This window comes from Azospirillum griseum, from assembly GCF_003966125.1.
GTDB classification, from domain to species: Bacteria; Pseudomonadota; Alphaproteobacteria; order Azospirillales; family Azospirillaceae; genus Azospirillum; species Azospirillum griseum.
The window spans coordinates 119,106-133,210 of sequence record NZ_RXMA01000011.1; the positions used below are offsets into that span (position 1 = coordinate 119,106).

General features: G+C 68.2%; 14 protein-coding genes. 7 read left to right on the top strand and 7 right to left on the bottom strand.

What is annotated here, in order from left to right; all coding sequences use genetic code 11:
* The first annotated feature begins 26 nt into the window (after positions 1 to 26).
* The 3 genes from EJ903_RS13555 to EJ903_RS13565 are packed head-to-tail and all read left to right on the top strand — an operon-like array spanning position 27 to position 3,919.
* Entirely contained in the window at positions 27 to 1,139 is a 1,113-nt protein-coding gene (locus tag EJ903_RS13555) for a microcin C ABC transporter permease YejB (protein WP_126616160.1), read from the top strand.
* 3 nt (positions 1,140 to 1,142) lie between these two features.
* A complete protein-coding gene (locus EJ903_RS13560) occupies positions 1,143 to 2,261 on the top strand; it encodes an ABC transporter permease (protein WP_126616163.1) in 1,119 nt (372 codons plus the stop codon).
* The gene (locus tag EJ903_RS13565) at positions 2,258 to 3,919 is read left to right on the top strand and encodes an ABC transporter ATP-binding protein (protein WP_126616166.1); all 1,662 of its coding nucleotides are present in this window, start codon (positions 2,258 to 2,260) and stop codon (positions 3,917 to 3,919) included. The genes EJ903_RS13560 and EJ903_RS13565 overlap by 4 nt, the downstream gene beginning before the upstream one ends.
* 48 nt (positions 3,920 to 3,967) lie before the next feature.
* Here EJ903_RS13565 and EJ903_RS13570 read toward each other — a convergent pair whose 3' ends face one another.
* Together EJ903_RS13570 and EJ903_RS13575 are read right to left on the bottom strand one after the other, a co-directional pair.
* On the bottom strand, positions 3,968 to 4,477 hold the full coding sequence (locus tag EJ903_RS13570; RefSeq protein ID WP_126616169.1) for a GNAT family N-acetyltransferase: 510 nt from the start codon (positions 4,475 to 4,477) through the stop codon (positions 3,968 to 3,970).
* A 32-nt stretch (positions 4,478 to 4,509) separates the two neighbouring features.
* Positions 4,510 to 5,154, bottom strand: coding sequence for a glutathione S-transferase family protein (locus EJ903_RS13575; protein WP_126616172.1), 645 nt, complete (start codon positions 5,152 to 5,154; stop codon positions 4,510 to 4,512).
* 233 nt (positions 5,155 to 5,387) lie between these two features.
* Between EJ903_RS13575 and EJ903_RS13580 the strand changes: the two genes are divergently transcribed.
* From EJ903_RS13580 to EJ903_RS13590, 3 genes are all read left to right on the top strand, one after another.
* The gene (locus EJ903_RS13580) at positions 5,388 to 6,758 is read left to right on the top strand and encodes a leucyl aminopeptidase family protein (RefSeq protein WP_126616176.1); all 1,371 of its coding nucleotides are present in this window, start codon (positions 5,388 to 5,390) and stop codon (positions 6,756 to 6,758) included.
* Positions 6,759 to 6,924: 166 nt separating this feature from the next.
* A complete protein-coding gene (gene fliG, locus EJ903_RS13585) occupies positions 6,925 to 7,947 on the top strand; it encodes a flagellar motor switch protein FliG (RefSeq protein WP_126616179.1) in 1,023 nt (340 codons plus the stop codon).
* Positions 7,948 to 8,154: 207 nt separating this feature from the next.
* A complete protein-coding gene (locus EJ903_RS13590) occupies positions 8,155 to 8,643 on the top strand; it encodes a MarR family transcriptional regulator (protein ID WP_126616182.1) in 489 nt (162 codons plus the stop codon).
* 19 nt (positions 8,644 to 8,662) lie between these two features.
* On the opposite strand, the gene EJ903_RS13595 is transcribed toward EJ903_RS13590, so the two are convergent.
* On the bottom strand, positions 8,663 to 9,589 hold the full coding sequence (locus EJ903_RS13595; RefSeq protein ID WP_126616185.1) for a 2-hydroxyacid dehydrogenase: 927 nt from the start codon (positions 9,587 to 9,589) through the stop codon (positions 8,663 to 8,665).
* 97 nt (positions 9,590 to 9,686) lie between these two features.
* On the opposite strand from EJ903_RS13595, the gene EJ903_RS13600 reads away from it, so the two are divergent.
* Positions 9,687 to 10,370, top strand: a complete 684-nt coding sequence (locus EJ903_RS13600) for a pseudouridine synthase (RefSeq protein WP_126616188.1) — start codon at positions 9,687 to 9,689, stop codon at positions 10,368 to 10,370.
* A gap of 35 nt (positions 10,371 to 10,405) precedes the next feature.
* On the opposite strand, the gene EJ903_RS13605 is transcribed toward EJ903_RS13600, so the two are convergent.
* The 4 genes from EJ903_RS13605 to EJ903_RS13620 form a co-directional block, all read right to left on the bottom strand.
* Positions 10,406 to 11,554: a TAXI family TRAP transporter solute-binding subunit gene (locus EJ903_RS13605; RefSeq protein WP_246015544.1), complete on the bottom strand. Its 1,149-nt coding sequence runs from the start codon at positions 11,552 to 11,554 to the stop codon at positions 10,406 to 10,408.
* Positions 11,555 to 11,642: 88 nt separating this feature from the next.
* A complete protein-coding gene (locus tag EJ903_RS13610) occupies positions 11,643 to 12,137 on the bottom strand; it encodes a HupE/UreJ family protein (RefSeq protein ID WP_126616194.1) in 495 nt (164 codons plus the stop codon).
* Positions 12,138 to 12,742: 605 nt separating this feature from the next.
* Complete coding sequence (locus EJ903_RS13615) at positions 12,743 to 13,270, bottom strand: hypothetical protein (protein ID WP_126616197.1); 528 nt, start codon at positions 13,268 to 13,270, stop codon at positions 12,743 to 12,745.
* Positions 13,271 to 13,336: 66 nt separating this feature from the next.
* The gene (locus EJ903_RS13620; protein WP_126616200.1) at positions 13,337 to 14,074 is read right to left on the bottom strand and encodes an SDR family NAD(P)-dependent oxidoreductase; all 738 of its coding nucleotides are present in this window, start codon (positions 14,072 to 14,074) and stop codon (positions 13,337 to 13,339) included.
* Between the last annotated feature and the right edge of the window lie 31 nt (positions 14,075 to 14,105).

Below are 14,105 nucleotides of genomic sequence, written 5' to 3' on the forward strand. Positions count from 1 at the left end.
CGCCAAAGACGGGGACGCCACCGCCCATGCTGGCCTACATCACCCGCCGCCTGCTGCTGATCGTGCCGACGCTGGTCGGCATCATGATCATCAATTTCCTGATCGTGCAGATCGCCCCCGGCGGCCCGATCGAGCAGATGATCGCCCGCGTCCAGGGCACGGCGGTGGAGGCCACCTCGCGCATCGGCGGCTCGGCCAGCGGCGACAGCGGGGCCACCACCCAGCAACACGCCCAAACCGGCGGCGACAGCGGCAACCGCTACCGGGGCGCGCAGGGGCTGGATCCCGCTTTCATCAAGCAGTTGGAGAAGGAATTCGGCTTCGACAAACCGTTGCACGAACGCTTTCTCCACATGATGGGCAATTACGTCGTCTTTGATTTCGGGACCAGCTATTTCCGCGACCGCCGGGTCGTCGATCTGGTGATCGAAAAAATGCCGGTGTCGATTTCGCTGGGGGTATGGACGACGCTGATCGTCTATCTGGTCTCCATCCCGCTGGGCATCGCCAAGGCGGTGCGCGACGGCCAGCCCTTTGACGTCTGGACGTCGGGGGTCGTCATCGTCGGCTACGCCATTCCGGGCTTTCTCTTCGCGGTGCTGCTGATCGTCGTCTTCGCCGGGGGCCGATACCTCGACTGGTTCCCCTTGCGCGGTCTGGTGTCGGACAATTGGGCGTCGCTGCCCTGGTACAAACAGGTTCTGGATTACCTGTGGCACATGGTGTTGCCGGTGCTGGCCATGGTGATCGGCGGCTTTGCCGGGCTGACCATGCTGACCAAGAACTCCTTCCTGGAGGAGATCGGCAAGCAGTATGTCGTGACCGCGCGGGCCAAGGGTCTGGCGGAACGGCAGGTGCTGTACGGCCATGTCTTCCGCAACGCCATGCTGATCGTCATCGCCGGATTCCCCGGGGCCTTCATCGGCATCCTGTTCACCGGGGCGATGCTGATCGAGGTGATCTTCTCGCTCGACGGGCTGGGCCTGCTGGGGTTCGAGGCGGCGATCAACCGCGATTATCCGGTGATGTTCGGCACGCTGTATTTCTTCACCCTGTTGGGTCTGGTGATGAATCTGGTCGGGGACGTCACCTATGTCCTGGTCGATCCCCGCATCGATTTCGACTCGCGGAGCGTCTGAGCCTTGCGCCTCACCCCCATCACCCGCCGCCGTCTGGCGAATTTCCGGGCCAACCGGCGCGGATTCTGGTCCTTCTGGATCTTCCTGGCGCTGTTCACCCTGTCGCTGGGGGCGGAGTTCATCGCCAACGACAAGCCGCTGGTCGTCCGCTACGACAACGCCCTCTATTGGCCGGTCTTCACCGCCTATCCCGAAACCACCTTCGGCGGCGAGTTCGCGACGGAAACCGATTACCGCGACCCCTTCGTGCGCGAACTGATCGCGGCCAAGGGCTGGATGGTGTGGGCGCCGATCCGCTACAGCTACCGCACCATCAATTACAACCTGCCGGTTCCCGCCCCGGCCCCACCGTCGGCCGACAATTGGCTGGGCACCGACGACCAGGGGCGCGACGTGGTGGCCCGCCTGATCTACGGCTTCCGCATCTCCGTCCTGTTCGGGTTGACGCTGACGCTGTTCTCCTCGGTCATCGGGGTGATGGCGGGTGCGGTCCAGGGCTATTTCGGCGGGCTGACCGACCTGCTGTTCCAGCGCTTCATCGAGATCTGGCAGGGGCTGCCCACCCTGTTCCTGCTCATCATCCTGGCCAGCGTGGTGACGCCGACCTTCTGGTGGCTGCTGGGCCTGCTGCTGCTGTTTTCCTGGACCGCGCTGGTCCATGTGGTGCGGGCGGAGTTCCTGCGCGCCCGCAATCTGGATTACGTGCGGGCGGCGCGCGCGCTGGGGGCGAGTGACGTCACCATCATGGTCCGCCATGTGCTGCCCAACGCCATGGTGGCAACGTTGACCTTCATGCCCTTCATCCTCAACGGGTCGATCACCACGCTCACCGCGCTGGATTTCCTGGGCTTCGGCCTGCCGCCCGGCTCCCCCTCGCTGGGCGAGCTGCTGGCGCAGGGCAAGGCCAACCTGCAAGCGCCCTGGCTGGGCCTGACCGCCTTCATCGTGCTGGCGCTGACGCTCAGCCTGCTGATCTTCATCGGCGAGGCGGTGCGCGACGCCTTCGACCCGCGCAAGACCATCGCCGCCCTGTCCACCGGGGTGTCCACGGCGACGGACGAGACCGCAGAGGCGGTGGACCGCAGCCACGCCGCTTCCTCTTCGACAAGGCCCCGCCCATGACCGCCGCCACCCAGACCGACGCCTCCACAGCCGCCGCTCCCCTGCTGTCCATCACCGACCTGCGCGTGGATTTCCGCAGCCCCAATGGCGTGGCCCACGCGGTCAAGGGTGTGTCCTTCGCCATCGCCAAGGGCGAAACGTTGGCGCTGGTCGGCGAGTCCGGCTCCGGCAAATCGGTGACGGCGCTGTCGATCCTGCAACTGCTGCCCCAGCCGATGGCCAGCCACCCCGCCGGGTCGTCAATCCGCGTCAACGGCACCGAGATGATCGGGGCGGACGAAAAGACCCTGCGCGGCGTGCGCGGCAACCGCGTCGCCATGATCTTTCAGGAGCCGATGACCTCGCTGAACCCGCTCCACTCCATCGAGCGGCAGATCAACGAGACGCTGTTCCTGCACAAGGGTCTGTCGGCCAGCGCCGCCCGCGCCCGCACGCTGGAGCTGCTGCGGCTGGTCGGCCTGCCCGATCCGGACAAGCGGTTGAGCGCCTACCCGCACGAACTGTCGGGCGGCCAGCGCCAGCGGGTGATGATCGCCATGGCGCTGGCCAACGAACCCGATCTGCTGATCGCCGACGAGCCGACCACCGCGCTCGACGTCACCATCCAGGCGCAGATTCTGGAGCTGCTGAAGGATCTGCAACGCCGCTTCGGCATGGCGCTGCTGCTCATCACCCACGATCTGGGGGTGGTGCGCAAAATGGCGGACCGGGTTTGCGTGATGAAGGGCGGGGAGATTGTCGAGCAGGCGGCGGTGGCCGATCTGTTCGTGCGCCCGCAACACCCCTACACCCGCGCCCTGCTTTCGGCCGAACCACGCGGCAACCCGCTGACCCCGCCCGACGACGCGGCGGAGGTGATGGCGGCGGACGGGCTGAAGGTGCATTTCCCGATCAAGAAGGGGCTGCTGCGCCGCACCGTCGGCCACATCCGCGCCGTCGATGGCGTGTCGGTCGCGGTGCGCCAGGGCCACACGGTGGGGGTGGTCGGCGAATCCGGCTCCGGCAAGACCACGCTGGGGCTGGCGCTGCTGCGGCTGCACGCCAGCGCCGGGGCCATCCGCTTCGACGGGGTGGACGTGCAGGGCTGGACGGCCAAGCGGATGCGCCCGTTGCGCCGGGAGATGCAGGTGGTGTTTCAGGACCCCTATGGCAGCCTGTCGCCGCGCCTGACCGTCGGCCAGATCATCGGCGAGGGGCTGGCCATCCACAAGCTGGGCGACCCGGCGGAGCGCGACCGCATGGTCGCCCGCGCGCTGGAGGAGGTCGGCCTGGATCCGGCCAGCCGCCACCGCTACCCGCACGAGTTTTCCGGCGGCCAGCGCCAGCGCATCGCCATCGCCCGCGCCCTGGTGCTGAAGCCGCGCTTCCTGGTGCTGGACGAGCCGACCTCGGCGCTCGACATGTCGGTGCAGGCGCAGATCGTCGATCTGCTGCGCGACATCCAGGCCCGCCACAATCTGGCCTATCTGTTCATCAGCCACGATCTGCGCGTGGTTCGCGCCCTGTCGAGCCATGTGATGGTGATGAAGGACGGCAAGGTGGTGGAACAGGGGCCGACCCAACGCATCTTCGAAGCCCCGCAGCAGGACTACACCCGCGCCCTGCTGGCCGCCGCCCTCAATCTGGAATCGGTGAACGCTCAGGCGGTGCGGGGCTGACGCCACCGCGCTTGCGGCGTCACCGCCTGCCCATCACCGCCCGTTTGGTCACAGCCGGTCGCGGATCATCAGCAGGCTGGGAATCACCATGCCGTTGGCGATGCGGACGTCGAGCGGCCCCAGCGGGCGGAACCCCTGCGACTGGTAAAACTCACCGGCCACAAGGCTGGCGTAGCATTCGAACCGCTGCACCCCCGCCGCCCGCGCATCCACCACGCAGCGCTCGATCAACGCCGCCCCCACCCCACGCCGCAGCCAATCCGGGTGCGTGCCGAAATGGCGGATGTGGCCCAGGGTCGGGTCCACCGGGTCGTTCGGGGCGTCGGGCCGCTCCAACGACCAACCGCCGCACCCGACCGGAGTCCCGTCCGCCGTTTCCACCACGTAATAGCGACCGGAGCGCAACAGGGCCGGGTTGGCGCGCATCATCAGCGGCAGCACCCGATCCAGCGCCCCCGGCGGATAGCCCGGCTCCATCAGCGTGGTGTAGCAGACGCGCAGCAGATCGCTGACCGCCTCGGCGTCGGCCGCGACGGTCGGGCGAACCGCCAGGGGCATGTCCGGTAATCGCGTCACGGCAGCCCCGGCCCTCACAGTTGCAGCACCCAGGGTTCGGCCTTGGCGGCGGCGGTCCACTCCTGCATCGCGGGCAACGCCTGCACCGCGTCCATATAGGCCCGCGACACCGCGTCCACCACCACGCCATAGGTTTCGAAACGGGTGACGACCGGGGCGAACATGGCGTCGGCGATGGTGAAACCGCCAAACAGGAACGGCCCGCCCTGGCCGAAACGGGCGCGGCAATCGGCCCACAGCGCCTGGATGCGGGCGATGTCCGCCGCGCTGTCGGGAGTCATCCCCTCCCCGTGGCGGTCGATCTTCAGATCCATCGACATGGCGTTGCGCAGGGCGGCAAAGCCCGAATGCATCTCCGCCGACACCGACCGCGCGATGGCGCGGGCGTGCGGATCGGCCGGCCACAAACCGGCGGCGGGGGCCAGTTCGGCGACATACTCGCAAATCGCCAGCGAATCCCAGATCACCCGATCGCCGTCGATCAGGCACGGCACCTTGCCGCTGGGGCAATGGGCGAGGATCTGCGCCTTGGTCTCGGGCTGGCGCAGGGGAATGACAATCTCGGCAAAGCTCACCCCGGCCTGCTTGAGCGCCAACCACGGGCGCAGCGACCAGGAGGAATACGCCTTGTTGCCCACAACCAACGTCATAGCGCTCATCTCTCACCCACCCATACCGAAAGGAGAGGCCGAGCATGCCCAGGCACAGCAAGGGGCGCAAGCCCCCCTCGGCGCATGGCTCGTCACCACCACCATTCCCGATGAAATCGTTCGGAATGAAAGCATTTTGCGCGTTTTCCGGCGCAATCCCGGCCATTGCCCCCTTTTCAGCCGGGCGTGGGCGCGCCATCCTTACCGGACATGACCGTTTGATTGCCAAAGGATCGCCTGTCTTGCTCGCCACCCTGCTCGCCGTTGCTCCGCCGGACACCGTCGCCCTCATCCCCGTGACCAAGGCCGGTTTGCCGGATTGGCTGGCCGGTCAATCACCGGAGACCGCCGCCTGGCTCAAAACCGTGGGCTTCGCCGGGGACGCCGGAAGCGTCGCCTTCCTGCCGGGCGGCGATGGCGCGCGCGCGCTGGTCGGGGTGTCGGCGCTCGATGACCTGTGGGCCTTCGCCGGGTTGCCGACCAGCTTGCCCGCCGGGTCCTACCACATCGACGCGGCGCTCGACGCGCGGGCGGCCACCCGCGCGGCGCTGGGCTGGGCCTTGGGCAGCTACCGCTTCACCCGCTACAAGAAGACCGACAAGCCGCTGGCCGGGCTGGTCTGGCCCGCGCACGCCGACCGGGGCGAGGTGGAGCGCACCGCCAGCGCGGTGACGCTGGTGCGCGATCTGGTCAACACCCCCGCCTGCGACCTCGGCCCCGCCGAACTGGCCGACACCGCCCGCGCCCTGGCCGAGGAGTTCGAGGCCGCGCTCGACGTCATCGTCGGCCCCGATCTGCTGGACCGCGATTACCCGGCGATTCACGCCGTGGGCCGCGCCAGCCCGCGCGCGCCGCGCCTGATTGATCTGCGTTGGGGCAACCCGGAGCATCCGAAAGTCACCATCGTCGGCAAGGGCGTGTGCTTTGACACCGGCGGGCTGGATCTGAAACCGTCCTCCGCCATGCTGATGATGAAAAAGGACATGGGCGGCGCCGCCCACGCGCTGGCGCTGGGCCGGATGGTGATGATGGCCGGGCTGCCGGTGCGGCTGCGCGTGCTGGTTCCGGCGGTGGAAAACGTCGTCGGCGGCGATTCCTTCAAACCGATGGACGTGCTGAAGACCCGCAAGGGCCTGACGGTGGAGGTCGGCAACACCGACGCCGAAGGCCGCCTGATCCTGTGCGACGCGCTGGCGGAGGCGGATTCGGAACAGCCCGCTCTGCTGATCGACTTCGCCACCCTGACCGGGGCCGCCCGCGTCGCCCTGGGGCCGGACCTGCCCGCCCTGCTGTCCAACAACGATTCCCTGGCCAGCGACCTGCTCGCCGCCGGGACGGAGGTCGAGGATCCGATGTGGCGGCTGCCGCTGTGGGCACCCTACCGCAAGGGGCTGGACAGCAAGGTGGCCGACCTCAGCAACGTCACCAGCAACGGCTTTGCCGGAGCCATCACCGCCGGGCTGTTCCTGCAGGACTTCGTGTCGAAAGACACCCCATGGGCGCATCTGGACACCTACGCCTGGAACAGCGGGACCCGCCCCGGCCGCCCGGAGGGCGGGGAGGCGCTGGGCCTGCGCGCCGCCTACGCGGTGATCGCCAAGCGGTTCGGCTGACGCCCGCGCGCGGTGGGGCAAAGGGGGGCGCCCGTCTTTGCCTCACCCGGCACCGCCGGACGACTCGCCGAATCCATGGCGCGGCGGATGGGAACGTATTACAACAGAGTCCATGGTTTAGAGGTCGCCGGGTCGGGCGGCGGGGCGACGGGGTGGAGACAGAGAGATGGCGCTGAAGGTTCGTGAGGATTTCCGCACCCTCACCGGCCCGGAAAAGGCCGCGATCCTGATGCTGGCCTTGGGCGATGAGCATTCGTCCAAGCTCTTCTCCATGATGGACGATGAAGAGATCAAAGAGCTGTCGCAGGTGATGGCCAATCTCGGCACCGTGTCGGCCAACATCATCGAACGCCTGTTCGTCGAGTTCGCCGAACAGATGTCGGCCACCGGATCGCTCGTCGGCTCCTTCGACTCCACCGAACGGCTGCTGATGAAGACCTTGCCCAAGGACAAGGTCGACCAGATCATGGAGGAAATCCGTGGTCCCGCCGGTCGCACCATGTGGGACAAGCTGGCGAACGTGAACGAATCCGTTCTGTCCAACTATCTGAAGAACGAATACCCGCAGACCGTCGCCGTCGTGCTGTCCAAAATCCGCCCGGAACACGCCGGGCGCGTGCTGACCCAGCTGCCGGAAAGCTTCGCCATGGAAGTCATCATGCGCATGCTGCGCATGGAGGCGGTGCAGAAAGAGGTTCTGGACGACGTCGAACGCACGCTGCGCACCGAGTTCATGACCAACCTGGCCCGCACCAGCCGCCGCGACAGCCACGAAATGCTCGCGGAAATCTTCAACGGCCTGGACCGCACCACCGAACACCGTTTCATGGCGGCGTTGGAGGAGCGCAACCGCGACAGCGCCGAGCGCATCAAGTCGCTGATGTTCACGTTTGAGGATCTGTCCAAGCTCGACCCGTCCGGCGTGCAGACCCTGTTGCGCACGGTGGACAAGCAGAAGCTGGGAACCGCGCTGAAGGGCGCGTCGGAAACGCTGAAGGATCTCTTCTTCTCCAACATGTCCGAACGCGCCGCCAAGATCATGCGCGAGGACATGGCCGCCATGGGTCCGGTCCGCGTCCGCGAGGTGGACGAGGCGCAGATGTACATGGTCCAGCTGGCCAAGGATCTGGCCGCGCGCGGCGAAATCGTCATTTCCGAAGGCAGCGGCGAAAACGAACTCATCTATTGATGGGCGTTGCGGAGTCTGCCTCTCCAGCATGATGCCCTGGCCCCGCAACCGCTCCACCGCACCGAATCGTCTCTGCGATCGACGCCTGACACCGCGCGGATCGTTGGCACGGTCCGCGAAAGGCTTGCGCGTGTGGGGTGGGTTGGGCGACACTCGGCGCGCGGGATCCGGGCGCGGCCCTGGACGCGGATATGGCTGGGGGGAAGCATGGCTCGGAACCTCAAGGCGCTGGGTTTGTGGCGTGCGGCGCTGGTCGCCAGCGTGCGGCAGGACGGGCCGGATTTGTCGGCCCGGCAATTGGCGATCCTGTTGCAGGTCTATCTGACCGACCCACCCCACACCGTGCGCGGGCTGGCCGCGCTGCTGAACATCTCCAAACCCGCCGTCACCCGCGCCCTGGATCGCCTGTCGGTCCTCAGCTTCGTCAAACGCAAGCGCGACACCGAGGACAAGCGCAACGTCCTGGTTCAGCGCACCGTCAGGGGCAGCGTCTTCCTGTCGGACTTCGCCGAGCTGGTGATCGCCGCCGGGGCGGTGACGGAGGAGGACATGGCCGTCGTCCGCGCGGAAGAGGCGCTGGCCCTGGCCGCCAAGAACCGGCTGGAAGCCGCCCTGAAATCCCCCGGCCCGGCCACGCCGACAGCGGTGGAGGCGGCGGTCGTGGCGGCCGCAGCGGTCGCCACCCCGTCGCAATAGTCCCGCCTCCCCCCGCTTCTCAATAGCCGCGTCGGCGGTCCACCCGATTCGGCAGCGGCTGCCCGGCGCGGAACGCGGTGACGGCGGTGGCCACCTGTTGGGCGCAGCGCGACGGGTGGGTGATGCCCGCGACGTGCGGGGTGATGCGCACCCCCGGATGACGCCAGAACGGATGACCGGGCGGCAAGGGTTCCTCGACGAACACGTCCAGGCTGGCCCCGCGCAGACGACCCGAATCGAGCGCGGCCAGCAAATCCGCCTCCACCACATGCCCACCGCGCGCGGCGTTGACCACCACCGCCCCCGGCGGCAGCGCAGCGAACAGCGCGGCGTTCAACAGCCCGTGCGTGTCCGGGGTCAGCGGCAGCAGGCACACCAGAATGTCGGTCTGCGGCAGCATGGCGGCCAGCCCCTCGGCCCCGGCGAAGCTTTCCACCCCGTCGATGGTCTTCGGGCTGCGGCTCCACCCGACCACGCGGTAATCCAGGCTGCGCAGGCTGCGGGCGGAGGCGACGCCCAGTTCCCCCAACCCCAGAATGCCGACGGTGACGTCCCCGGCGGGCTTGTGGCCCAGCGGCTGCCAGCGCTCCGCCGCCTGAAGCGCGGCGTATTCCTCCATCTGGCGGTGCCAGCGCAGGACCTGGAGCACGACGTAGCCGGCCATATCCGCCGTCAAACCATCCGCCACCATGCGGACCAGCGGCACGTCGGGCAGCGTCGGATCCTGCAACAGCGGCTCCACCCCGGCTCCCAGCGACACGATCAGGCCCAGATTGGGCAGGCTGGCCAGCATCCCGGCGGGCGGCTTCCACACCACCGCCACGGTGATGTCCGCCACGTCACCGCAATCGGGCCAGACGCGCATCTCCACCCCGGGCAGGCGTTGGGCGATCTCGCGGCGCCAATCCTCGGCGTTGTCGCTGGCGGAGCAGAACAGAAGCGTCACGGCGGTTCCCCTGGTAGAAAGGACAGGACGGCGCGGAGCATAGCGCCATTCCCCCAGCGGGGAGCCATTCCCGATCCGCGCATCTGAAAGGTCGTCCGTGCCGCGTCTGATTCTCTTGAACAAACCCTACGGCGTGTTGCCGCAATTCACCGACGACCAGGGCCGCCCAACGCTGGCCGGGTGCCTGCCGGTACGCGGGGTCTACGCCGCCGGGCGGCTGGACCGCGACAGCGAAGGGCTGCTGGCCCTGAGCGACGACGGCGCGCTGATCGCCCGCATCGCCGCGCCGAAAAACAAGATGCCGAAAACCTATTGGGTGCAGGTGGAAGGCGAGCCGACCGACGCGGCGCTGTACGCGCTGCGCGCGGGCGTGACGCTGAAGGACGGCCCCACCCTGCCCGCCCTGGTCGAACGGATCGACGAACCGGCCAATCTGTGGCCGCGCGACCCGCCGGTGCGTTTCCGCGCCGCCATCCCCACCGCGTGGCTGGCCCTGACCCTGCGCGAGGGGCGCAACCGGCAAGTGCGGCGGATGACGGCGGCGGTCGGTTTTCCCACGCTGCGGCTGATCCGCTGGTCGATTGGTGATTGGACGCTCGACGGGCTGGCCCCCGGCCAATGGCGCGAACTGACGGTCCCCGGCCCCGAACGCGCGCCCACCCCGGCGCGGTCCGCCACCAAAGCCAAACCAACGGGCAAGGCCAAAACCAAAGGCACGGCCAAGCCCACCAACAAAAAGCCCACCGCCCAAAAACCCGCCCCGCGCTCCCCACGCCGCTGACCGGCCCGGCCTGACAGCTTGGCAGCTTGGCGGCCTTACGGCTTGGCCGGGGCCACCGCCGGGGCGCGGGCGTTGGTTTCGTTGGCGGCGTCGCCCAGCAACCCGGCCTCTCGGTAATAGCGCTCCGCCCCCGGATGCAGCGGAATCGCCACGTCGGTCGCCGCCTTGGCCGGGTCGAAGCTGCGCCCGCGCGGGTGCCCCTCGGCCAGCACGCGGCGGGTGTTCTCGTGCCACAGCGCCTTGACCACGCCGTAAATGAGATCGGGGTCGCGGTCGGCCCGCACCAGCAGCTCCGCCCCCAGGCTCAGGGTCGGGGTCGGGGCGGTTCCGGGATAGGCGTCGCCCGGAATCTCGCTTTCCAGGTAAAAACGCAGGTTGCGGCGCAGCCGGGCCGCCGGTTCGCCGTCGATCGGCAGCAGCCGGATCGGCACCCGCGTGGCGACGTCGCTGACCGCCGCCACAGGATAGCCGCCGACCATGAAAAACCCGTCCAACTCGCCCTTGGCCAGCCGGTCGGCGGCGGTGGCGGGCTTCAGATACTGGGGCGTGATCGTGCTTTCCGACAGGCCATAGGCGTCCAGGATCAGGCGCGCTTCGACCAGCGTGCCCGACCCCTCCTCGCCCAACGACAGGCTGCGGCCCTTCAGATCGGCGATCCGGTCGATGAAGCCGTCGGAGCGGACCACCACCTGAATCGCTTCGGCGTACAGCATGCCCAGCGAGCGCAACCCCTCGAACGGCGGCTTTCCGGTGAAACTGCCGGTCCCGCTGTAGGCCCAAAAGGCGGTGTCGGCCTGGGCAAACCCGGCCTCGACCGCGCCCGACCGCAGCAGTTCGATGTTCTCGACCGATCCGTTGGTCGCCTGCGCCACCATGATCAGGCCGGGAATGCCGCAACTGCCGCCCCGGTCGCAGGGCCGCGACCCCGGCGGGTTGGAAATGGCGTTGGCGATCAAACCACCGATTGGGAAATAGGTGCCGGAGGTGGTCCCGGTGCCGATGCGGAAATAGCGCAAATCCTGCGCCAGCCCGGTCGAAAAACCACCGGCCTGCGCGGCCAGCGCCAAGCCCGCCGCCCCGGCCAAAAGACCGCGCCGCGTTGGCCCGCTGGCCCCGGCGGCGGGGATCCGGGACGGGGTGGGAAGGTCAGACGCCGAAGCGGCGTTGCGTCCTGCGCGTGGCACCGGGGACATTCCCATTCGCTGGAGGGGCGGAAATCGCAAGTTCCCTACAAGATCCCCGCATCGCCGCCCCATTTCAAGCCGCGAACGGTTAAATTATTCCAATCAGATCCAGAACGCCCGCGACCGACACCGCACCGCCACAGAGCCGCACCGCGCGCGGCGATTCCGCCTGCGCCACCAGTTGCGACAACCCCACCCCGGCGCACCCCACCAGCAGCAACCCACAGGCGAACCCGGCCCAGAACAGGATGGTTCCCTGATGGGCGTGGCCATGAAACACCGCCGCGACGGCGGCGACGATCACCACACACCACACCGGCACCCGCACCGCCAGCGCCACCAGCGCGCCCACGACGATCAGGGCGACCGCTAGGCCCGGCGCGGCGTAGGGCAGGCGCAACCCGACCTGCGCGGCGATGCCCGCCAGGATCGCGGCGGTCACGGCGGCGGTCAGGGCCTGCCAGACGGCGGTTCCCCCCACCTGCCCGGCCCACAACCCGATGCCAAGAAAACCCAACAGGTGCTGAAGGACCCACACGGGTTCGATCAACCCCGACCCGAAGGCCCCCGTCAGCGTCGTCATGCCCCCATCCCCCGGTTTCGCCCTGTCCCCGGCGCGGTATGCGGGGCATCGCGGCCCGGGTCAAGTGACGCGTGGCCTCACCCGGGGCAATCGCTTGAAGCATCGTGCACACGACCGGAACAAGCGTTGCCACGGATTTCACGGATTTTTCTCACGGATTTCACGGAACGCGCCTCAGAGCCATCCTGTTTGCGAGCTTGCGACACACCTCGCGACAGGATGAGTGAAGCGATTTGAGGAAAAAATCCGCTAAATCCGTCCTTTTGTCCGTAAAATCCGTGTCCATTCTTGCTTGCGTGATGATGATCCCTCGTTCAAGCGATTGCCCTGTGGCCTCACCCGGCCCGGCTGATCCGGCCAATCCATCGGTTTTCCGCGTGCGGTTGCCCGCTCCATCGCGGCGGGATAGGATTTTGCGCCTGTTTTTCAACGACGCCGCCATGCCTGCCAACCACGCAATCCCTGCACCACCCGCCCGCTGCCACCGCCGTCCGGCGGCGGATGGGCGCGCGGCCCCATCAATGGAACAGTGGAACAGGGGGCGGAAAGCTGTTGCACGGTGTTTCAAACGTTCCATTCACCACCGCGAACCACCCGGTTGGCGGTCAGCGTGCCAGCGGATCGCCCAGTTGGCGCAACTCCAACTCGCGCCTCATCAGGTCGCGCTGTTGCAACGGGTCCAGACGGCCCAGCGCGTCGTCGGCGCGCATCCGGTCGGCTTCCGGGCGCAACAGGTCGCGCTTGAACGCGTCGGTGGCGCTCTGGGTCGACGGGGGCAGCGGCAAAGGCACGGGACGCGGCGGGGCGGGGGACACCGCCGGATCGGGGAGTGGGCTGGAGGATCCGGCGCGGGGCCGACGGGTGGGGGGCTGGGTCTCGGCGATGCGCGGGGGGATGGCACCGCGCTCCACCGACTCACCGGGCACGTCGATCCGGGTCTGTCGGGTTTCCAGTTCGATGGACCGGAAACTGGGCTTCAGGCCGACCCGTTCCACGCCAGGCGATGTCACACCCGGCTGCGTTGCACGGGGCGTTTCCAAACGGGGCGTATCCGCCCCGGCGCAGGCCGTCAGCGTGGCAACGGCAAGGCCAAGCAGCGCCAGACGGCGCAAGGGGCGGGGGATGTGTGTCATACCAACGATATGGTCCGCCCCCCGACCGCAAACAAGGCGTTTCCGCCATCGCCCGCCCCGCCGCCCTCAGAACAGGTGCTGGCCGCCGGTGATGAACATTTCGGTTCCGGTGACGTAACCGGCGTCCGGTCCGCACAGGTAATGGATCACCGCCGCGACGTCCGCCGGGGTTCCCATGCGCTTCAACGGAATGCGCGGGATGAGCACGTCGTATTCCGGCCCGGTCATCGCCGTTTCGATTTCGCCCGGAGCCACCGCGTTGACGCGGACGTTGATTTCGGCGAACTCAACCGCCATCTCGCGGGTCAGGCCCGACAGCGCCGCCTTGGAGGTCGAATAGGCCGACCCGGCGAAGGGGTGGACGCCGTGCCCGGCGATGGAGGTCACGTTGACGATGGCCCCCTTGCCGCGCGACAGCGGGGCGGCGAAGCCGCGCGCCAGCACCAGCGGGGCGAAGAAATTCAGCTCGAACACCTGATGCCATCCTTCGATGGACCCGTTCAGGCAGCCCAGCCGTTCCTTGATCGGCGTCTTGGGCGAAATGCCCGCGTTGTTGACCAGCGCGTGCAGCGGCCCGCCGTCCAGCACCCGATTCGCCTCTTCGATGAAGGCGGCGCGGCTGGCCGGGTTGGCCAGATCGGTCGGGATGTGGTGGGTCCAGTTGGGATCCCGGCGGCAATGGGCGGGGATGTCCTCGCGCGCGCAGGAGATCACGCGCCAGCCCTCGGCGCTGAAGCGCGCGACGGTGGCGTGTCCGATGCCCCGGCTGGCGCCGGTCAGGATGACGGTTTTGCGGTGTGGCATGCCCCCATGCTACCCCGCTTTGCCGCCGGGG